Here is a 20464-nt window from a genome sequence, read left to right as displayed (position 1 = left end):
AATACCCTGTGCAGTATCAAGATTCGCGAGGCTTTCCATGATTCCCGTCAGCGATCCGGAGCGCAAGAAATCCCTGTTGCTGCGATTGCGGCGCGTCGAGGGGCAGCTGCGCGGCATCCAACGGCTGATCGAGGCCGATACCGACTGTGAGAAGGTGGCCCAACAGCTCGCCGCCGCCCGCAAGGCGCTGGACAAGACCTTCTTTATGATGGTGGGCTGTCTGATTGCACAGGGCGATACCCCGCCCGATGACGTGGCCGACATGCTGGCCCGTTTTTCCTGATCACCCTCATGCCCAGGACACCGAAGATGCGACCGATCCAACTGTTCGACCCCGATTCCAGCACCTACACCTACGTGCTGTTCGACGTGGCCACGCGTGAGGCCCTCATCATCGATCCGGTGGACCTTCAGCTCGAGCGCGACCTGGCGGTTCTGCGGGAGTATGGACTCAAGCTGGTCTGGACCGTGGAGACCCATGCGCATGCCGACCACATCACCAGCGCGGGCAAGCTGGCCGAACACGCAGGAGCCCGTACCGCGGCCCCGGCAGCCTGCGGCATCACCACCGCTTCGCGCCAGCTGCAGGATGGCGACGAGCTGGTCTTTGGCCAACAGAAAATCCGCGCCCTGGCCACTCCCGGGCACACCGCAGGCAGCATGTGCTTCACCTGGGAGGTGGAGGGTCAGCGCCATGTGTTCACGGGTGACACCTTGCTCATCAATGGGTGTGGCCGAACCGATTTTCAGTCCGGCAGCCCCGAAGCGCTCTACCACAGCCTCACCGAGGTGTTGTTCAAGCTGCCGGAAGACACCATCGTGTGGCCCGGGCATGACTACCAGGGGCGCACCCACAGCACCATCGGCCAGGAGAAGGCCAGCAATGCCCGCGTGGCGGGCAAGACGCTGGAGGAGTTCGTGGCCATCATGAACAGCCTGCAGCTGCCCAAGCCCAGGCGGATGGACGAAGCCGTGCCCGCCAACCTCAGGTCCGGTTTGCGGCATGACGCCGATGGCGCTTGGCTTCGGCATCCCCGACCGGCTGTCGGTTACGCCGGCGATGTGTCGCCGCAACTGGCGTGGGACTGGGTTCAGTCCGGGGAAGCCCTGCTGGTGGACGTGCGTACCGACGCCGAACGGGAGTGGGTGGGTTTCGTGCCCGGCGCGATACCGTTGGCCTGGAAACAATGGCCGGGCATGGTGCCCAATCCCGGTTTCGATGCGGGCATACAGGAGCTGGGAGCACGTGGCAAAAAGCTGCTGATGCTGTGCCGCAGCGGGGCGCGTTCGATCGCAGCGGCCAAGCGGGCCACCGAGCTGGGATTCGAGGCCTACAACATCCTGGAAGGCTTCGAAGGCGACCCCGACAGCGCCGCGCAGCGCGGCCGCAAGGGGGGATGGCGCTTCCACGGTCTGCCCTGGCGGCAAAACTGAGTGGTCTCTGTGGTTGGATGCCGAGGCGGTGCAAGCTATCATCCGACCATGACACTGCTTGCACTGGATGTGGGGAACACGCGCCTGAAATGGGCGCTGTACGAGGAGCCCGGTGTGGGAGCGCGCATGTTGGCCCACGGCGTGCAGTTCCTGGAAAACATCGAGAAGCTTGCCGAGGGCGACTGGGCCCAGTTGCGCGTGCCGGTGCATGTGCTGGGCTGTATCGTCGCGGGCGATGCCGTCAAGCGCCGGGTCGAGGAGCAGCTCGAACTGTGGGACGTGTCACCCCAGTGGGTCGTCTCCAGCAACGAGGAGGCTGGCCTGATCAACGGCTATGACCATCCGGCCCGGCTCGGCTCGGACCGCTGGGTGGCCATGATCGGCGCGCGTCAGCGTTTGCTGGCCCGGCAGCAACGCAAGCCGTGCGTGCTCGTCATGGTGGGCACCGCCGTCACGGTGGAGGCCATCGACGGCGAAGGCCGCTTCCTGGGTGGCATCATCCTGCCGGGGCATGGGATCATGTTGCGGGCGTTGGAGTCTGGCACGGCCGGCCTGCACGTACCCACCGGGGAGGTGCGCAACTTCCCCACCAACACCAGCGACGCATTGACCAGCGGCGGCACCTTCGCCATTGCCGGCGCGGTGCAGCGCATGGTGGACAACCTGCGTCAGCACACCGGCGAAGAACCTGTTTGCGTGATGACGGGCGGTGCCGCCTGGAAGATGGCCCCCAGCATGACGGTGCCATTCGAGCTCGTGGAAAGCCTGATTTTCGATGGCCTGCTGGCCATCGCCGCTCAGCGCTTCGGTGTGCCCAGCCAGCGCGTGGCCAATTCGACCCAGTAGGTTCCACCCAGCGGGATGAGCTCGTCGTTGAAGTCGTAGCGCGGGTTGTGCAGGGTGCAGGGGCCGGCGTCATGTCCACCGCCCTCGTATCGGCCCCGGTGCGAGCCGTCGCCGTTGCCGATGAAGCCATAGGCTCCCGGCTTGGCCTGCAGCATGAAGGCGAAGTCTTCCGCACCCATGGTGGGTTCCTGATCCCAGACCTGCTCCTCGCCGACGATGGCGCGCATCACCTCGCGAGCGAACTCGGCTTCGGCCGGGGTGTTGACGGTGGGCGGGTAATTGCGCCGGAATTCGAATTCGCATTGGGCACCAAAGGCGGCGCAGGTGTGCTGGGCCAGCTCCCGCATCCGCTGCTCGATCAGGTCCAACACCTCCAGGGTGAAGGTCCGCACCGTGCCTTGCAGCACGCAATGGTCGGGCACCACATTGGTGGCTTCGCCGGCGTGGATCATGGTCACGGAGATCACGCCCGCGTCCACCGGCTTCTTGTTGCGGGTGATGATGGTCTGGAACGCCTGCACCATCTGACAGGCGATGGGCACCGGGTCGATGCCGTTGTGGGGCAGGGCGGCGTGGCTGCCCTTGCCGCGAATGGTGATCTTGAATTCGTTGCTGGAGGCCATGACCGGACCGGGACTGACGGCAAAGGTGCCTGTGGGGTAGCCGGGCCAGTTGTGCATGCCGAACACCGCTTCCATGGGGAAACGGTCGAACAGGCCGTCCTGGATCATTTCCCGCGCCCCGCCACCACCTTCCTCCGCCGGTTGGAAGATCAGGTACACGGTGCCGTCGAAGTTGCGGTGCTGCGCCAGGTATTGCGCGGCGGCCAGCAGCATGGCGGTGTGGCCGTCGTGGCCGCAGGCGTGCATCTTGCCGGGGTGCTGGCTGGCGTGGGAGAAGGTGTTGAGTTCGGTCATGGGCAGGGCGTCCATGTCGGCGCGCAGGCCCACGCCACGCCCGCTGGCGCCACCGTCACGCCCATGCACCACGCCCACCACGCCGGTCACGCCCAGGCCTCGATGCACCTCGATGCCCCATTCGGTCAGTTTGGCCGCCACGATGTCGGCAGTGCGCACCTCCTGGTAGCACAACTCGGGATGGGCGTGCAGATCACGCCGGAGCTGGGTCAGGCTCGGTGCCTGGGCCAGGATGGAATCGTTCAGTTTCATCGCCGTTGCCTCGTCGGTTCCTACAGGGTCATGGTAACCAAAAAGGCGGTGTCTGGCGGCGTTTGTGGGCATGCTTCACAATTTGTGCATGACGCCAACGACTCGACGCATTCTGGGTGCCTGCCCGCACGACTGTCCCGACACCTGTTCCTTCGTGACCCAGGTGGTCGATGGCGTGGCCGTGAAAGTGCAGGGCAATCCGGCCCACCCGCAAACGGGTGGGGTGCTGTGTACCAAGGTGTCGCGTTACACCGAACGCACCTATCACCCGCAGCGGGTGCTCACTCCGCTGCGGCGCATCGGCCCCAAGGGCCATGGGCGTTTCGAGCCAGTGGGCTGGGACGAGGCGTTGGACGACATCGCCGCGCGGCTGAAAGCCATCGCCACCCGCGATCCCCAGGCCATCCTGCCGTACAGCTACGCCGGCACCATGGGGCTGGTGCAGGGTGAGAGCATCGCCGCTCGGTTCTTCCACCGCCTTGGTGCTTCCCGGCTCGATCGCACCATCTGTGCCTCGGCCGGCGCGGCCGGTCTCGAATACACCCTGGGTGGCAAGCTGGGCATGCGGGTGGAGTTTTTTGCCGAATCGCGGCTGATCCTGATCTGGGGCAGCAACTCCATCGGCAGCAACCTGCACTTCTGGCGTTATGCGCAGGAGGCCAAGCGGCAGGGGGCGAAGCTGGTCTGCATCGACCCGCGCCGCACCGAAACGGCCGACAAGTGCCACGACCACCTCGCCATCCTGCCCGGCACGGACGCTGCCTTGGCCTATGCCCTCATGCATGAATGCATCGCGCACGGATGGCTGGATCATGGCTACATCGCCCGTCACACGGTCGGCTGGCCACCGTTGCGCGACCGCGCGCTGGAGTGGTCCCCTGAGCGAGCGGCTGCGTTGTGTGGCATCCCGGCCGAGCAGATCACCCGGCTCGCGCAGGACATGGGGCGCTGTTTCGAGCGGCAGGAGCCGATCGCCATCCGTCTGAACTACGGCATGCAGCGCACCCACGGGGGCGGCAATGCCGTTCGTGCAGTGGCCTGTCTGCCCGCCATCCTGGGGGCCTGGCGCCACCGTGCCGGCGGGTTGCTGCTCAGCAATTCCGGAGCGTTTCCGGTGCGGCGCGATGCGCTGCAGCGCCCCGACTTGCTCGCGCAGTCCGGCGTGCCCCACCCACGTCTCATCAACATGAGCACCATCGGTGATGATTTGTTGCGCCCCGCCTCGCCCGAGTTCGGCCCCCGCATCGAGGCGCTGGTGGTCTACAACAGCAACCCGGTGGCGGTGGCACCGGAATCGGGCAAGGTGGTGGCCGGCTTCGCGCGCGACGACCTCTTCACCGTGGTGCTGGAGCACTTTCTCACCGACACGGCCGATCACGCCGACTATGTGTTGCCCGCCACCACCCAGTTGGAGCACTGGGACATCCACGCCAGCTATGGGCATACCGACGTGCTGCTGAACCGGCCGGCCATCGAGCCCTTGGGGCAGGCGCGGCCCAATACCCAGATCTTTCGTGAGCTGGCCCGACGCCTGGGTTTTGACAATCCCTGCTTTGCCGACGACGACGAAACCCTGTGCCGCCAGGCATTTCCGGCCGAAGTGGATTTCGACGCCCTGCTGCGCGACGGCTTCGTCAGCCTGCCTGTGCCCGAAGCGCCGTTTGCCGAGGGCGGGTTCCCGACCCCGTCGGGCAAGTGCGAGCTGTTCAGCGAGCGCCTGCAGGCCATGGGGCGTGACGGCTTGCCCGAAGTGCTGCCGAACCACGAGGCCATCGGCAGCGATGTGCGCTATCCACTGGCCATGATCTCGCCGCCGGCGCGCCACTTCCTGAATTCCACCTTTGTCAACGTGCAGTCGCTGCGCGACGTGGAGGGCGAGCCGGTGCTGGAAATCCACCCCCACGATGCCGCTGCGCGGGGCATTGCCGATGGCGACCGGGTCACCGTGTTCAACGACCGGGGCTGTTACGAGTGCGTGGCCCGGGTCGGGCTGCGGGCGCGGCCGGGCGTGGTCAACGGGCTGGGCATCTGGTGGCGCAAGCTGGGGCTCAACGGCACCAACGTCAATGAGCTCACGCACCAGCGCCTGACCGATCTGGGGCGGGCCCCCACGTTTTACGACTGTCTGGTCGAGGTGCGCCGCGCATGAGGCTGAGCCTGGCTGGGTGGGTAGGGCTGGTTTGTGCCGCTGGGCTGGGCGGTTGTGCCAGCACCCCGCCGGGTGATGGCGTGGCCCGGTTCGAGGCGCCTGTGCGCCAGTGGGTGACGGATCCGGCCTATTACCTGCAATCGGTGAGCGGGCACCTGGCGCTGCTGCAGGCCTCGCGTCCGGTGGCACAGTGGCTCGACGATCCCGCCACGCCCGAGGCTTTGCGCCAGCGTCTGGTCCTGGCGCAATCGATCCGCACCTTCGCCTCGGACGTGTTGCATCTGCCGCGCAATGCCAGCTACACCCGGTATGCGGATCTGCAGCGCCGCGCCGTGGTGTGGAACGTGGTGGCCGCGCCCCCGTATGCGCTGGCGCTGCACACCTGGTGCTTTCCGGTGGCCGGCTGCCTCGGCTACAAGGGTTTTTACGACGAGGCGGCGGCGCGCGCCTTCGCGGCGAGCCTGCCGGCTTCATGGGATGTGGGCGTGTACCCGGTGCCCGCCTATTCCACCCTGGGCTGGACCAACTGGCTCGGAGGCGATCCGCTGCTCAACACCTTCATCCACGGGCCCGATGGGGAGCTTGCGCGGCTCATTTTCCACGAGTTGGCGCACCAGGCGGTGTATGTGGCGGGCGACACGACCTTCAACGAATCCTTTGCCACGGCGGTGGAGCGCCTGGGCGCAGACCTGTGGCTGGAACGGGAGGCGAGCGACGAAGCGCGGCAGGCCTATCGGGTGTTCGATGACCGGCGCCAGGCTTTTCGCCGCCTGACTCGGGAAACGCGATCCCGCCTGCAAGCGCTCTACGCCCAGGCGGCAGCCGAGGCATGGCCGACCGATCGGGTTGAGACGGAAAAGGCCCAGGCGCTGGAAACGTTTCGACAGCGCTATGCCGAGCTGCGGGCTTCGTGGGGCGGTTTTGCCGGCTACGACCCGTGGGTCGAGCAGGCCAACAACGCCCTGTTTGCGGCGCAGGCGGCCTACGACGAATGGGTGCCGGCGTTCGAGGCCTTGTTCATGGCCGAAGGGCGGGATTTCCAGGCGTTTTACCGTGCCGTGCGGGCACTGGCACGTTTGCCCCGGCCAGAGCGGGAACAGCGCCTGCAGGCCTTGGCCTCAGGCCTGTCTGCCGGTCATTCCAGCGACTCGACCAATTCGATGTAGCGCTGCATGGCCTCGTTCGCTGGCGTGCCCTTCAGCGCGGCCCAGGCATCCCACTTGGCCCGACCGACCAGGTCACTGAAACCGGGCTTGGGGTGGGGGTTGTCCCCTTCGGTGGCCTGCTTGTAGAGCGCATACAGCTTGAGCAAGGTGGCGTTGTCGGGCCGCTGGGTCAGGTCCTGGGTGGAGGCGACGGCAGCTTCGAATGCGGTTTTGAGGTCGGTGTCACTCACGGTGGATGCGATTCCTGAATGGTGTGGGAGTTGTTCGGAATCGGTGATTGTGCATGCAACGCCCCGTTTGCGTTGCGGGCTGGGGATCGGAGTTGTCAACTGGCCGATAATCGACCGTGCATTTCTTCCCCTTTTCATCACGGGCGGCAACACTCATGATTCTGGTCACCGGCGGCGCCGGCTTCATCGGCAGCAACTTCGTGCTGGACTGGCTGGCCCAGTCCGATGAGCCGGTCGTCAACCTCGACAAGCTCACCTACGCGGGCAACCTGGAGAATCTGGCCAGCTTGCAGGGCGATGCGCGTCACGTCTTTGTTCAGGCAGACTTGGCCGATCGCGCCGTGGTCGACCGCCTCCTGGCGCAGCACAAACCGCGCGCCGTGCTGCACTTCGCTGCCGAAAGCCATGTGGACCGCTCGATCCATGGCCCGGAGGATTTCATGCAGACCAACATCGTGGGCACCTTTCGCCTGCTCGAAGCCGTGCGTGCCTACTGGTCTGGTCTGCCCAACGCTGAACGATCCGCATTCCGCTTCCTGCACGTGAGCACCGACGAGGTCTATGGCACGCTGTCGAAGGATGCTCCCCCTTTTGCCGAAACCAACCCTTACGAACCCAACAGCCCGTATGCCGCCAGCAAGGCCGCCAGTGATCACCTGGTGCGTGCCTGGCACCATACCTACGGCCTGCCGACGCTGACCACCAACTGCTCGAACAACTACGGTCCCTACCAATTCCCGGAAAAACTCATTCCGCTGATGATCGTCAATGCCCTCGCTGACAAGCCTCTGCCGGTTTATGGCGATGGCCTGCAGGTGCGCGACTGGCTCTACGTGCAGGATCATTGCAGCGCCATCCGCCGTGTGCTGGAGGCCGGGCGTGTGGGTGAGACTTACAACGTGGGCGGCTGGAACGAAAAACCCAATATCGAAATCGTTCACCGGGTCTGCGAACTGCTGGATGGGCTGCGCCCCAGGGCGGACGGCCGCAGTTACAAGGCCCAGATCGTTCATGTGCAAGACCGTCCCGGTCACGATCGGCGCTATGCCATCGACGCGCGCAAGATCGAATGGGAACTGGGCTGGAAGCCGGCCGAAACCTTCGAGACCGGTATCCGCAAGACGGTGCAGTGGTACCTGGACCACCCCGATTGGGTGCAGCACGTGCAAAGCGGCAGCTACCGCGAGTGGGTGCAAAGGCACTACGGAGCCGTGGCCGCATGAGCGCTCTTCCTCGCATCCTGCTGTTAGGGAAAAACGGGCAGGTGGGCTGGGAGTTGCAGCGCAGCCTGGCTCCCCTGGGCCACCTGCTGGCGCTGGACCGACAGGGCCTTCCTCCCCAGTCAGCCGCGAAAGCCCATGCCGAGTGGCCCGGCCTGGCGTCGCTGGAGTCCCCCCTGTGCGGCGACCTCACCGATCTGCCGGGTCTGGCACGGACGGTGCATGTCCTGCGGCCCGACGTCATCGTCAATGCCGCTGCCTACACGGCCGTGGATCGGGCCGAAACCGACGTGGCCTTGGCTCGGCGCATCAACGCCGAGGCGCCTGCTGTGCTGGCCCAGGCCGCGCTCGAGGTGGGGGCCTGGCTGGTGCATTACAGCACCGATTACGTGTTCGATGGCAGCGGTCATGCGCCCTGGCAAGAAGGGGACGCCACCGGCCCGCTGAACGCTTACGGACTCACCAAGCTGGAAGGGGAGCAACGCATCCTGCAGGCGGGGCGCCGTCATCTGATCTTGCGCACCAGTTGGGTCTATGCCGCGCGCGGAGCCAACTTTGCCAAGACCATGCTGCGCCTCGCCCTGGAGCGCGAGCACTGGTCGGTGGTCGATGACCAGTTCGGCGCCCCGACCGGAGCCGAACTGATTGCCGATGTCACCGCTCAGGCGATCCGCCACGTCTGGCGTAGCGGTGAGGGGCAGGGGACCTATCACCTCGCCGCCGCTGGCGTGACCACCTGGCACGGTTATGCGCAACACGTCATCGAACAGGCGCGCCGGCTCCAGCCTCAGGCCGCATGGAAGGTGCAGACGATCGAGGCGGTGCCCTCCAGCGCATGGCCCACCTCCGCGCGCCGGCCACACAATTCGCGGCTGGACACGAGTCTGTTGCAGGCCACATTCGATCTGCACCTCCCCGCCTGGGAGCAGGGGGTGACACGCATGTTGCACGAGGTGCTGGGCGCTGCTTGCCCGGCCTGAGGTGCGGTTACTTCAAGCCGGCCAGGTCGCGCAGCACCTGTACCTTGTCGGTCCGTTCCCAGGTGAATTCGGGTTCGTCGCGGCCGAAGTGGCCGTAAGCGGCCGTCTTGCTGTAAATCGGGCGCAGCAGGTCCAGCATCTGAATGATGCCTTTGGGACGCAGGTCGAACACCTCGTTGACGAAGTGTGCGATCTTCTCATCCGGGATCACACCTGTGCCCTCGGTGTACACCGTGACATTGATGGGGCGCGCCACGCCGATGGCGTAGCTGACCTGGATCTGGCATTGCCGCGCCAAGCCGGCCGCGACGATATTTTTGGCGACGTAGCGGGCCGCGTAGGCGGCAGAGCGGTCCACCTTGGTCGGGTCCTTGCCGCTGAAGGCGCCTCCGCCGTGCGGGCAGGCGCCGCCGTAGGTGTCCACGATGATCTTGCGCCCGGTCAGGCCGCAGTCGCCCTGCGGGCCGCCGATGACGAAGCGCCCGGTCGGGTTGATGAGGTAGCGGGTGTCCTGCAGCCATTCCTTGGGCAGCACCGGTTTGATGATTTCCTCGATGCAGGCATCGATGAAGGCGGGCTTCATGTGCTTGCCGTCGCTCATGTCCGGGCTGTGCTGGCTGGACAGCACGATGGTGTCGATGCTGTGCGGCTTGCCGTCCACGTAGCGCATGGTCACCTGGCTCTTGGCGTCCGGGCGCAGGAAGGGCAGGCGGCCGTCCTTGCGCAGCTGCGCCTGGCGCTCGACGATGCGGTGCGCGTAGTAAATGGGCGCGGGCATCAGCTCGGGCGTCTCGTCGCAGGCGTAACCGAACATCAGGCCCTGGTCGCCGGCGCCGGTGTTGAGGTAGTCGTCGCTCGCGTGGTCCACGCCCTGGGCGATGTCGTTGCTCTGCTTGTCGTAGGCGACGAGCACGGCACAGCCCTTGTAGTCGATGCCGTAGTCGGTGTTGTCGTAGCCGATGCGCTTGATGGTGTCGCGTGCCACCTGGATGTAGTCCACGTGCGCGTTGGTGGTGATTTCGCCGGCGAGCACCACCAGCCCGGTGTTGCACAGCGTCTCGGCCGCCACGCGACTGCGTGGGTCTTGCTCGAAAATCGCATCGAGGATGGCGTCGGAGATCTGGTCGGCCACCTTGTCGGGATGACCTTCGGAGACCGATTCCGAGGTGAAAAGAAAGTCGCTCGCCATTTGAATACACTCCTTGGATGGTTGCCTGGCGGTCGCCGGGCATGAAGTGCTATGGCGAACGCTTTAGCTGAATTTGTGAATCGCCCGCAAGTTGTCCAGTAACTCGGCGATGCACCTATTGTAATCACGCGCACGCATGCTGTTGCTGTTCAGGGTTTTGGGGCGCCTGCCGCTGCCGGTGTTGCATGGGCTGGGCTGGGGCCTGGGCTGGTTGGTCTGGCTGTTCGTGCCCGCGTACCGCCGCCGCTGGCGTGAGCACACGGCGCTGGCGGGTCTGGCGTCGCGCGAGCGTTGGCGTTCCGTGGGCGAGGCCGGCAAGCAAGTGCTGGAGTTGCCCCGCCTCTGGTTTGGGCCTCCGGTGCGGGTCGGCTGGGAAGGGGCCGCTCACATCGAGGCGGCCTTGCGGCATGGCCGGGGCATGCTGTTTCTCACGCCGCACATGGGCTGTTTCGAGGTCACGGCGCAGGCTTACGCCGAGCGCTTCGGGCACGTCAAACCCATGACGGTCCTGTTCCGGCCGCCGCGCAAGGCCGGGCTGGCCGAGGTGCTGGCCGCTGCCCGCTCCCGTCCCGGCATGGCTTCGGCACCGGCTACGCTGCGCGGCGTGCGGCAGCTGATCGAGGCGTTGCGGCGCGGCGAGGCGGTCGGGCTGTTGCCTGACCAGGTGCCACCCGAAGGCATGGGGGTGTGGGCCCCGTTTTTCGGGCGCCCGGCTTACACCATGACCCTATCGGGCCGATTCGCCCAGGTGCCGGGCACCGAGGTGTTGTTGGCTTGGGGGGAGCGCTTGCCGCGGGGGCGGGGGTTCGTGGTCCATGTGCAGCCCTGGTCCGCGGTCATGGGTCAACCTTTGGCCGAGCGGGCCGACGAGATCGCTGCCCAGATGAACCGCGCCATGGAGATCTTGATCCGGCAGTGTCCGCAACAGTATCTGTGGGGTTATGCGCGCTACAAGGCGCCTCGCGGCAGCCTGCCCCCGAGGGCCTGAGCAGCTCGGCCTCAGACCGCGGACAGATAGGACGCGATGCGGTCGCGCACGGCGCCTGGCGCTTCGTGCAGCACCCAGTGCGAGGTGCCGGGCAGCGGCTCGATGCGCAGGTCGGCCACGTAGTCGTTCAGGCCGTCGAGCAGGCCGGGAAGCAGGGCCGGGTCGTCCATGCCCCAGAGCACCAGCGTGGGCACGCGCACGTCCAGCAGGGCGCGCGGCAGTTCTGCAACAGGATGGGTGGCGGAACCGCCCGGAGGCCGCAGGGGGGAGGCGCGGTAGTAGTTCAGGGGCCCATCCAAGCCACGGCCCCAGACCTCGCGATAGCGCTGCCGCACGTCTTCGGTGAGCCAGTCCGGTGCCGCTGAGCCGCCCGGAGTCGTGAAAAACGACCACAGCCGACGGTAGTCGTTTTCGGCCAGCAGGGCAGCGGCGTCCGGGCGGACCAGAAAGTTCATGTAGGCGCTGGCGGCCTGCTGGGCCGGGGAGTGCTGCAGGTCACGCCAGAAAGTGCCGGGATGAGGCGCATTGACTATCACCAACCGCTCCATCAGATCCGGGTGCAGGGCGGCCAGGTTCCAGGCCAGTGCACCGCCCCAGTCGTGGGCAACGAGGCCCGCGAGCCGGCCGGGGTGAGGCGCGTCCTGTGTTTCGATCGCGATCAGGGCCCGGAGGTCCTCGACCAGATGCTTGGCGCGGTAGGCCGATGTGTCGGCCGGCGCGCTGGAGCCGCCGTAGCCGCGCAGGTTGGGTGCGATGCAGCGATAGCCCCCGTGCTCTGGCTGGGAAAAATGTTCCAGCAATCCATCCCAGACGAAGGCCCCTTCGGGGAACCCATGCAGGAACATCAGCACCGGGCGCCCCGGTTCGCCGGATACACGGCAGTTGAGTTCGATCCGGTGCGGCAGGGCGATGGTGCGGGTCTGGATCATCGGCGTCAGGTGGGCAGGGGCTCGGCGGTTGGCTCGGTGGGCGGATCGGTCGGGTGTGCCCAGTTCCACAAGGTCAGGGCGACTTCGTCCACGCCCTGTTTCTTCAGGGCGGAAAACAGTGTCGCCTGCCCGCCAGCGGTCTGCAGTCGCGCAATCGACAGCGCTTTGGCCGCTTCGCTGCGGCTGAGCTTGTCGGCCTTGGTGAGCAGCACCAGAAAGTCCAGGCCCTGCTCGACCCGCGGCCGGATGATCTCCAGGAGCGCTGCGTCGAGTTCGGTCAGCCCGAGTCGGGGGTCGCAGAGCAGGACCACTGCGCGCAGGTTGGGCCGGCTGACCAGGTAGTTGGCCATGACCTGCTGCCAGCGCCGTTTGGCCTCCTGGGGTACGGCGGCGTAGCCGTAACCGGGCAGATCCGCGAGCACCGCATCGGTCTGGCCCTGACGGCCGAGCGCAAACAGGTTGATGCTCTGGGTGCGTCCAGGCGTTTTGGAGGCAAAGGCGAGGCGCTTTTGCTGGGTCAGGGTGTTGATGCAGGTGGACTTGCCGGCGTTGGACCGGCCCACGAAGGCGATCTCCGGGACGTCCAGGGCGGGCAGGTGGTGCAACTGCGGGGCTTCGGTCAGAAAACGGGCGGTATGCAGCCACGCGTGGGCCGCTTTGATGGAGTCGCTGGCTGGAGTGGCTGGGGTATTCGGGGTCATGTGTCGGTTCAGGATGGTCCGGCATTGTAAAATCCTGCACGTCGTATCTGGATCGTCCGGATCCAGGTGTCTATCCGCAGTCCCTTGTCGACCACCGCACACGAAATGAAATCCATTGCCACGCTCATCGGTGCTGCCGCACTCGCCACGCTGTCCTTGTCTGTGCATGCGCAGTCTGCCCAACCCGACTTGAGGCGTGGTGCCCAGCTCTACGGTCAGGTGTGCGTGGCTTGCCACGCCGCCGATGGCAACTCCACCATTGCAGCCAATCCCAAGCTGGCGCAACAGCATCCCGAATACCTCATCAAGCAGCTCAAGGAATACAAGTCGGGCAAGCGGCAGAATGCCATCATGGCCGGTTTTGCGGCCGGGCTGTCTGAAGACGACAAGCGTGACATTGCCTACTGGCTGGCCTCCCAGCCCGCCACCACCGGGTTTGCTCGCGACAAAGACAAGGTGATGCTGGGTGAACGCATTTACCGCGGCGGCATCGCCGACCGCAACATCGCTGCCTGTGCCGGTTGTCACTCGCCCAATGGGGTGGGGATTCCATCCCAGTACCCCCGCCTGGCCGGCCAGCATGCCGAGTACACGGTGGACCAGATGAAGCAATTCCGTTCCGGTGCCCGCCAGAACAGCATTCAAATGACCCAGATCGCCCAGTACATGACAGACCGGGAGATCGAGGCCGTGGCCGACTTCATCGCCGGTCTGCGCTGATGGACATTGAGCAGAGCCCCTCGGCAACGAGGGGCTTTGTTCTATATATCAGCATCTACTGATGTTTATGTAAAAATCTGTGGCTTCCAGGAACCTTGGCGTCGGAGTCACTTCCAAAGTCGGCAGGTCGTCTGGCCTGCCTTTTTCACGAGCGCGTTTCCTTCATGAGTGTATCCACCGCCGGTCTTGAAATCAGTCGCGGATCCCAGGCGATGCGCGCCGCGGTGGAGTTGCTCTCCTCGATGCGCTTTGCCATCGCCCTGCTGACGGTGATTTGCATCGCCTCGGTGGTGGGCACGGTGCTTTTGCAGAACGAGCCGGTCAACAACTACATCAACCAGTTCGGGCCGTTCTGGTACGAGGTATTCGCTGCCCTGAGCCTGTATTCGGTCTACAGCGCCTGGTGGTTTCTGCTGATCTTGGCCTTTCTCGTCATCAGCACCTCGCTGTGCATCGTGCGCAGCACGCCGAAAATCCTGACCGATCTGAAGCAGTTCAAGGAAAACATCCGCGAGCAAAGCCTCAAGGCCTTCCCGCACAAGGCGCAGGCGGAGCTCGACGAGGCGCCGGAGTCGGCCGCGCATCGGATCGGGCGCACACTGGTGGCGTCGGGCTGGAAGGTGCGCCTGCAGCGCCGGGATACGCCGCACGGCCCGGGCTGGATGGTGGCAGCCAAGGCCGGAGCGGCCAACAAGCTGGGCTACATCGCGGCGCACGGCGCCATCGTCATGATCTGCATAGGTGGCCTGCTCGACGGTGACCTGATGGTCAGGGGTCAGATGTGGCTCAAGGACAAGACCCCCTTCACCGGGGGCGGCCTGATCGCCGACGTGCCCGAGCAACACCGCTTGAGCGACCGCAACCCCACGTTCCGGGGCAATCTGCTGGTCACCGAGGGCACCCGGGCTGGCACCGCCATCCTGCCGCAACCGCAGGGAGTGATTCTGCAGGAGCTGCCCTTCGACGTGGAGCTCAAGAAGTTCATCGTCGAGTACTACGACACCGGCATGCCGCGCCTGTTTGCCAGCGAGATCGTGATTCACGACCGCTACACCGGCGAGGCGAAGGAGGCGCGTGTCGAGGTCAACCACCCCGTCAGTCACCGTGGCATCCAGATCTACCAGTCCAGCTTCGATGACGGGGGTTCCCTGGTGCGGCTGAAGGCCGTGCCCATGGGGTCTGCCGTCAACCCTTTCACTGTCGAAGGCCGTATTGGCGAGACGACCTCACTGTCCAATGGCGAACAACGGTTGCAGCTCGAGTTCACGGGACTGCGCGTGATCAACGTCGAGAACTTCGTCAAGCGCGACGACAGCGGTGTCGATGTGCGTCGCGTCGATCTGCGCCAAGCCATCGAGAGCCGTTTGGGCTCTGCACACAAGACCGTGACCGAACGTGAGCTGCGCAACGTCGGTCCCAGCGTTCTCTACAAACTTCGTGACGATGCGGGTCAAGCCCGTGAGTACCACAACTACATGCTGCCGATCGACCTCGATGGCTCGCGTGTTTTTGTGCTTGGCGTGCGTGACTCCCCGACCGAAGAATTCCGCTACCTGCGTGTGCCGGTGGATGAGAACGATGCGATCGACGGTTTTGTGCGCTTGCGTTCGGCTCTGGCCGATCCGGCGATGCGCCGCGAGGCGGTTCGACGCTACGTGACCCTGGCCGCCGGGGGGCAGCGCGAGGATCTGCAGCAGGCATTGACCGTGTCCACGCAGCGTGTCATCGATTTGTTCGCCGGACAGGATCCCGATATTGCAACCCTGCCGCGCCGAAACATGCCGGTGCTGGGGGGGCTGCAGGCGGTGTCGGCTTTCATGGAAGTCAATGTGCCCGAGGCCGAGCGCGAGCGCGCCGGCGAGGTGCTGCTGCGCATTCTCAACGGTGCACTGTTCGAGCTCTACCAGCTCAGCCGCGAACGGGCCGGGTTGGCACCGGTGGAGCGTGGAGAAGAGGTGGCCGCCTTCATGACGCAGGCGGTGTTGAGCCTGAGCGATGCATTCTTCTATCCGGCACCGCTCACCTTTCAGCTCACCGATTTCGAGCACGTCCAGGCCAGCGTGTTCCAGGTGGCCCGCGCCCCAGGCAAGACCATCGTCTATCTGGGCTGTCTGCTGCTCATCATCGGCGTGTTTGCCATGCTGTACGTCCGTGAACGCCGCCTCTGGGTGTGGCTGTCGCCGCGCGACGAAGGAACGGGCTTGCGCGCCACCATGGCTTTGTCGTCCAATCGAAAACTGCTCGACAACGATCGGGAGTTCGTCCGTTTGAAAGAGCGCTTGTTGCGCACATCTGCTGAGGTGAATCGATGAATGCTGGCACACACACCGTCGATCTGAAGAAGAGCGATGCCGCCGAGGCGATACACCCCGGCTACTTCGCACGCCGCAACGCCTGGGACTGGGTGTTTGCCTTGCTCGTGGTGGCGGGTGGGGCTTACGCCTACCACCTCTTTGCCGACTTCATGGACGTCTACGAGAAAGGCATCCTGATCGGCGCCGTCCCCAGCCTGATCGCCTTGGCCTGGTTCTGGCGTCCCCTGCGCCAGTTGACCGTGGTGGTGGCGGTGCTGGCGCTCACGGCGGTGTGGCTCTACCAGGTGGATGGTGTGGGTGTGCCCGAGCGCGCCGACGAGGCGTTCCTGCTGAAGTACTTCATCTCCAGCCAGTCGGCCATACTTTGGATGAGCGTGCTCTTCTTCATGAGCACCGCCTTCTACTGGTTCGGCATTTTCTCCCGCCGCAATGCCGATGCCTTCGAGTCCATCGGCTCCAGGCTGGCCTGGGTGGCGATCACGCTGGCGCTGGTCGGCTCGTTCGTGCGGTGGTATGAAAGCTATCTGCTCGGACCCGGCATGGGGTACATCCCGGTGAGCAACCTGTACGAGGTCTTCGTGTTGTTTGCCTGGCTCACGGCGGCCTACTACCTCTACTACGAAGACCGCTACCAGACGCGGCGCATGGGCGCCTTCGTGATGCTGATCGTCAGTGCGGCGGTGGGCTTTCTGCTCTGGTACACGGTGGTGCGCGAGGCCCATCAGATCCAGCCTCTGGTGCCCGCCCTGCAGAGCTGGTGGATGAAGGTCCATGTGCCCGCCAACTTCGTGGGCTACGGCACCTTCGCCATCGCCGCCATGATCGCCTTTGCCTACCTGATCAAGCAGAGCGCCAGCGAAACCCGTTGGTGGAAGCTGGCTCCCCTGTGGCTGCTGGGGGTGATCCTGTGTTTTGAGCCGCTGGTCTTCCGGCGCGGTGTGGCCGATGCGGGGGCGTCTTACTGGTTCATGTATTTCGGCATTTCGGCGTTGATCGTCGGCGGCATCATGACGGCGCGGCGCCGCATCGCCGAGCGTCTGCCGTCTCTGGAGGTCATGGACGACGTGATGTACAAGGCCATCGCCGTGGGCTTCGCCTTCTTTACCATCGCCACGGTGCTCGGGGCACTGTGGGCAGCCGAGGCCTGGGGCGGCTACTGGAGCTGGGATCCGAAGGAAACCTGGGCCCTGATCGTCTGGCTGAACTATGCCGCCTGGCTGCACATGCGCCTCATGAAAGGCCTGCGGGGCACGGTGGCGGCGTGGTGGGCGCTGGTGGGCCTGGTGATCACCACCTTCGCCTTCCTGGGGGTCAACATCTTTCTGAGCGGCTTGCACAGCTACGGCGAGCTCTGATCGCGGCGGGTTGATGTGCCCCACCCGGAGGTTCCTGTGCGAGCCTCCGGGTTTTCCGTTTTCTGAGACACTGCCCGCACCTCCAGTCATGCAGGAAGGCAGGCGGTCATGTGGATCCGGTCCAGAAACCAGGGCTTTGAACACCCCTATCCCAGTGAAATCACCCCTCGGTCGGTTTATCTGGCGCGCAGGCAGTGGCTGTTGCGCATGGCCCAGGGCGCAGCGGGCGCAACGCTCTCTGTCTGGGCTTCCCGTCGGGCCTGGGCTGCGACGCCCTCCGGGGTGGAGCGTCCCGGTGTGTTACCACCGCTGGACGCGGTGCGATCGGCCGTCCCGGGTGCCTGGACTGCGGAGACCGTCACCCCCTACCGGCACGCCAGCACCTACAACAATTTCTATGAATTCGGGCTGGACAAGAGCGATCCGCACCGGCTGGCCGGGCGCATGAAAACCCGGCCCTGGACCGTGGTGGTGGAAGGTCTGGTCAACAAGCCCCGGACCTTCGACCTGGATGACTTGCTCAAGCTCGCCCCGATGGAAGAGCGCATCTACCGCTTGCGTTGCGTGGAGGGGTGGTCCATGGTCATCCCCTGGATCGGCTATTCGATGAGCCACCTGATCGACCGGGTGGAGCCGCAGGGCAGTGCGCGTTATGTGGAGTTCCACACCCTGGAAGACCGTGAGTCCATGCCGGGCTTGCGCTCCAGAGTGTTGCTGTGGCCCTATGTGGAAGGGTTGCGGTTGGACGAAGCGCGCCACCCCCTGACCTTGCTTGCCTTTGGCATGTATGGCGAGGTGTTGCCGAACCAGAACGGGGCGCCGGTGCGCATGGTCGTGCCCTGGAAGTACGGCTTCAAGAGCGGCAAGTCGGTGGTGCGCATCCGTTTCGTGGAGCGCGAACCCGCCACGGCGTGGAAGGTGGCGGCGCCACAGGAGTACGGGTTTTATGCCAATGTGAACCCCGAGGTGGCCCATCCGCGCTGGAGCCAGGCCACGGAGCGGCGCATCGGCGAAGGTGGGCTGGGTGCTCGTCGCCTGCCGACCCAGCTCTTCAACGGCTATGAGCCTCAGGTGGGGCAACTGTATGCAGGCATGGACCTGCGCCGTCACTACTGATGCAGCCGCCATCCCGTCGAGGGGTGCCGGCGACCTGGTGGGTGTGGGCCCTCGCCGCCACGCCCGGCGTCTGGTTGTGGTACGCGGGCTTCACCGACCAACTGGGCGCCAACCCGGCCGAGGCGCTGATTCGCGGACTGGGCGAATGGGCGCTGCGCTTTCTGTGCCTGACGCTGGCCGTGACCCCGCTCAGGCAAGGGTTGGGCTGGTCCTGGCTGGCGCGTTACCGCCGGGGCCTGGGACTCTGGACCTGGGGCTATGCCGCCCAGCATTTCATCGCCTATCTGTGGCTGGACATGGAGGGTTCCTGGCTCCAGGTCTGGGCAGACACCCTGCAGCGCCCCTTCATTCTCATGGGCATGGTGGGGTTGCTGCTGCTCTCGGTGCTTGGGGCCACCTCGTTTGCACGGGTCGTGCGTTGGCTGGGGGCGGTGCGTTGGCGGCGCCTGCATCTGGCCGTTCACCTGGTGGCCGCAGCGGCCTTGCTGCACTTTTACTGGATGCGGTCGGGCAAGAACGATTTCGCGGACGTGTGGCTCTACGGCACGGTCATCGTCCTGCTGTGGGCGTGGCGTGTCGGCCACGCCTGGTGGCGGCGCTGATCCTCTGAGCCGCCCGACCCCCAGTGGCCGCTCAGGGTTTGAGGTCCAGCGGTCGCTCCAGGCGCCACTGGTCGTCCACGGTTTCCCGCTCGCGAATCAACTGCACACGTTCGCCAGCCACCAGAACCTCGGCAGCCCGCCCACGGGTGTTGTAATTGCTGGACATGCTCATGCAATAGGCTCCGGCCGAGCACACGGCCAGCCAGTCACCGGTGGCCACGGCGAGCGTCCGGTCCCGGCCCAGCCAGTCACCGCTTTCGCAGACGGGTCCTACCACGTCGAACACCCCCGTAGGCCGCTCCTGCAGCGTCACCGGGACGATCGCATGGTAGGCCTCGTACATGGCCGGTCGTGGGAGGTCGTTCATGGCCGCGTCCACGATCAGAAAATGCTTTTGGTCGCCATGCTTGAGGTACAGCGCTTCGGTGATGCAAAGGCCGGCATTGCCCACGAGCGAGCGTCCGGGCTCGATCATCAGCGCCTTGTCGCCGAACCCGCGTTCATCCAGGCGGCGGAGCAACTGGGCCCAGAGGTCGTCGGCCGAAGGTGGCGTTTCGCCCTGGTAGTCGATGCCAAGTCCGCCCCCGAAATCGATGTGTTTCAAAGGGATGCCAGCGGCTTCGACCGCTGTGGCCAAGTCCAGGATACGGTCCATCGCATCCAGGTAAGGAGCGGCTTCGGTGATTTGGGAGCCGATATGGCAGTCTATTCCCACCACTTCCAGGCCAGACAGGCCGGCCGCATACCGGTAGGCAGCCAGCGCCTGGTCGTGCGCGATGCCAAACTTGTTGCCCTTGAGCCCGGTGGAAATGTAGGGGTGCGTGCGAGCGTCCACATCGGGGTTGACGCGCAGGCTCACCGGTGCCCGCTTGCCCAGAGTCGAGGCCACCTCGTGCAGCACATCCAACTCCTGCCGGCTCTCCACGTTGAAGCAGCCAATGCCCACTTCGAGGGCGAACCGCATGTCCTGTCGGGTCTTGCCCACCCCGGAAAAGACGATGCGCCGCGGATCGGCTCCGGCGCGCAAAGCCCTGCTCAGTTCCCCGCCCGAGACGATGTCCAGCCCGCATCCGGCCTGCACGAAAGTCTGCAACACCGCGAGGGATGAATTGGCCTTCACCGCATAACAAATCAGCGCACGGCGGCCGGCCAGTCCCCGTTGATAGGCACGCAGCGCCGCGAGCATGGCGCCTTGCGAATAAATGAACAGCGGGGTACCGTGCGCGCGAGCCAGGGTCGAGACAGGCACATCCTCCACCCACAGCTCCTGGTTGCGGTAGTGGAAGAAGGGCTGACCGGGGAGGCGGGGCAGGTCGGTGTTGGCGGCGGCTGGTTGTGGAGTCATGGAAAGGGGC

19 protein-coding genes are annotated in these 20464 nt (G+C 65.3%); 13 read left to right on the top strand and 6 right to left on the bottom strand.

From position 1 onward, the window contains the following. Positions 1 to 37: 37 nt before the first annotated feature. Genes HZS63_RS01040 through HZS63_RS01030 form a run of 3 tightly spaced genes read left to right on the top strand, consistent with a single transcriptional unit; the run spans position 38 to position 2280 of the window. Complete coding sequence (locus tag HZS63_RS01040) at positions 38 to 283, top strand: metal-sensitive transcriptional regulator (RefSeq protein ID WP_180682160.1); 246 nt, start codon at positions 38 to 40, stop codon at positions 281 to 283. Positions 284 to 309: 26 nt separating this feature from the next. Further along, positions 310 to 1434, top strand: coding sequence for an MBL fold metallo-hydrolase (locus tag HZS63_RS01035; RefSeq protein ID WP_180682159.1), 1125 nt, complete (start codon positions 310 to 312; stop codon positions 1432 to 1434). Positions 1435 to 1482: 48 nt separating this feature from the next. Next, positions 1483 to 2280, top strand: coding sequence for a type III pantothenate kinase (locus HZS63_RS01030; RefSeq protein WP_180682158.1), 798 nt, complete (start codon positions 1483 to 1485; stop codon positions 2278 to 2280). Here HZS63_RS01030 and HZS63_RS01025 read toward each other — a convergent pair. Continuing rightward, on the bottom strand, positions 2232 to 3449 hold the full coding sequence (locus HZS63_RS01025; RefSeq protein ID WP_180682157.1) for a M20 aminoacylase family protein: 1218 nt from the start codon (positions 3447 to 3449) through the stop codon (positions 2232 to 2234). The two genes, HZS63_RS01030 and HZS63_RS01025, sit on opposite strands and share 49 nt — an antisense overlap. Before the next feature lie 88 nt (positions 3450 to 3537). On the opposite strand from HZS63_RS01025, the gene HZS63_RS01020 reads away from it, so the two are divergent. Together HZS63_RS01020 and HZS63_RS01015 are read left to right on the top strand one after the other, a co-directional pair. Beyond that, positions 3538 to 5598 carry a molybdopterin-containing oxidoreductase family protein gene (locus HZS63_RS01020; RefSeq protein WP_246316066.1) on the top strand — a complete coding sequence of 687 codons (2061 nt, stop codon included), beginning with the start codon at positions 3538 to 3540 and terminating at the stop codon, positions 5596 to 5598. Further along, positions 5595 to 6764 (top strand): aminopeptidase, encoded by a 1170-nt coding sequence (locus tag HZS63_RS01015; protein ID WP_180682155.1) that lies wholly within the window; start codon positions 5595 to 5597, stop codon positions 6762 to 6764. The genes HZS63_RS01020 and HZS63_RS01015 overlap by 4 nt, the downstream gene beginning before the upstream one ends. On the opposite strand, the gene HZS63_RS13890 is transcribed toward HZS63_RS01015, so the two are convergent. Beyond that, positions 6734 to 6994, bottom strand: coding sequence for an acyl-CoA-binding protein (locus HZS63_RS13890; protein ID WP_343039933.1), 261 nt, complete (start codon positions 6992 to 6994; stop codon positions 6734 to 6736). The genes HZS63_RS01015 and HZS63_RS13890 overlap by 31 nt on opposite strands. 155 nt (positions 6995 to 7149) lie before the next feature. Between HZS63_RS13890 and rfbB the strand changes: the two genes are divergently transcribed. After that, positions 7150 to 8217, top strand: coding sequence for a dTDP-glucose 4,6-dehydratase (gene rfbB / locus HZS63_RS01005; RefSeq protein ID WP_180682154.1), 1068 nt, complete (start codon positions 7150 to 7152; stop codon positions 8215 to 8217). Next, entirely contained in the window at positions 8214 to 9194 is a 981-nt protein-coding gene (rfbD, locus tag HZS63_RS01000; protein WP_180682153.1) for a dTDP-4-dehydrorhamnose reductase, read from the top strand. The genes rfbB and rfbD overlap by 4 nt, the downstream gene beginning before the upstream one ends. A gap of 7 nt (positions 9195 to 9201) precedes the next feature. Here the strand turns inward: rfbD and metK are convergent, their stop codons facing one another. Next, positions 9202 to 10383, bottom strand: a complete 1182-nt coding sequence (gene metK / locus HZS63_RS00995; RefSeq protein WP_180682152.1) for a methionine adenosyltransferase — start codon at positions 10381 to 10383, stop codon at positions 9202 to 9204. Positions 10384 to 10519: 136 nt separating this feature from the next. On the opposite strand from metK, the gene HZS63_RS00990 reads away from it, so the two are divergent. Further along, on the top strand, positions 10520 to 11371 hold the full coding sequence (locus HZS63_RS00990; RefSeq protein ID WP_180682151.1) for a lysophospholipid acyltransferase family protein: 852 nt from the start codon (positions 10520 to 10522) through the stop codon (positions 11369 to 11371). 11 nt (positions 11372 to 11382) lie between these two features. Here the strand turns inward: HZS63_RS00990 and HZS63_RS00985 are convergent, their stop codons facing one another. Beyond that, positions 11383 to 12300, bottom strand: a complete 918-nt coding sequence (locus tag HZS63_RS00985; RefSeq protein WP_180682150.1) for an alpha/beta fold hydrolase — start codon at positions 12298 to 12300, stop codon at positions 11383 to 11385. Between the two features lie 5 nt (positions 12301 to 12305). Beyond that, positions 12306 to 13001 (bottom strand): ribosome biogenesis GTP-binding protein YihA/YsxC, encoded by a 696-nt coding sequence (yihA, locus tag HZS63_RS00980; protein WP_180682149.1) that lies wholly within the window; start codon positions 12999 to 13001, stop codon positions 12306 to 12308. Positions 13002 to 13106: 105 nt separating this feature from the next. On the opposite strand from yihA, the gene HZS63_RS00975 reads away from it, so the two are divergent. The 5 genes from HZS63_RS00975 to HZS63_RS00955 all read left to right on the top strand — a co-directional run bounded on the left by HZS63_RS00975 (position 13107) and on the right by HZS63_RS00955 (position 19109). Then, positions 13107 to 13721, top strand: coding sequence for a c-type cytochrome (locus HZS63_RS00975; RefSeq protein WP_180682148.1), 615 nt, complete (start codon positions 13107 to 13109; stop codon positions 13719 to 13721). Between the two features lie 164 nt (positions 13722 to 13885). Then, complete coding sequence (locus tag HZS63_RS00970) at positions 13886 to 16033, top strand: cytochrome c biogenesis protein ResB (RefSeq protein ID WP_180682147.1); 2148 nt, start codon at positions 13886 to 13888, stop codon at positions 16031 to 16033. Further along, positions 16030 to 17391, top strand: coding sequence for a c-type cytochrome biogenesis protein CcsB (gene ccsB / locus HZS63_RS00965; RefSeq protein ID WP_180682146.1), 1362 nt, complete (start codon positions 16030 to 16032; stop codon positions 17389 to 17391). Before HZS63_RS00970 ends, ccsB begins: the two co-directional genes overlap by 4 nt. Before the next feature lie 108 nt (positions 17392 to 17499). Next, on the top strand, positions 17500 to 18507 hold the full coding sequence (gene msrP, locus HZS63_RS00960) for a protein-methionine-sulfoxide reductase catalytic subunit MsrP (RefSeq protein WP_180682145.1): 1008 nt from the start codon (positions 17500 to 17502) through the stop codon (positions 18505 to 18507). Further along, positions 18507 to 19109, top strand: coding sequence for a protein-methionine-sulfoxide reductase heme-binding subunit MsrQ (locus HZS63_RS00955; RefSeq protein ID WP_180682144.1), 603 nt, complete (start codon positions 18507 to 18509; stop codon positions 19107 to 19109). Before msrP ends, HZS63_RS00955 begins: the two co-directional genes overlap by 1 nt. Positions 19110 to 19140: 31 nt before the next feature. Here HZS63_RS00955 and lysA read toward each other — a convergent pair whose 3' ends face one another. Then, positions 19141 to 20454 carry a diaminopimelate decarboxylase gene (lysA, locus tag HZS63_RS00950; RefSeq protein ID WP_180682143.1) on the bottom strand — a complete coding sequence of 438 codons (1314 nt, stop codon included), beginning with the start codon at positions 20452 to 20454 and terminating at the stop codon, positions 19141 to 19143. Positions 20455 to 20464: the final 10 nt, after the last annotated feature.

It is taken from the genome of Tepidicella baoligensis (assembly GCF_013432195.1).
Lineage (GTDB): Bacteria > Pseudomonadota > Gammaproteobacteria > Burkholderiales > Burkholderiaceae_C > Tepidicella > Tepidicella baoligensis.
The sequence above is the reverse complement of the archived record's forward strand: the minus strand, read 5'-3'. Positions and strand labels throughout refer to the sequence as shown.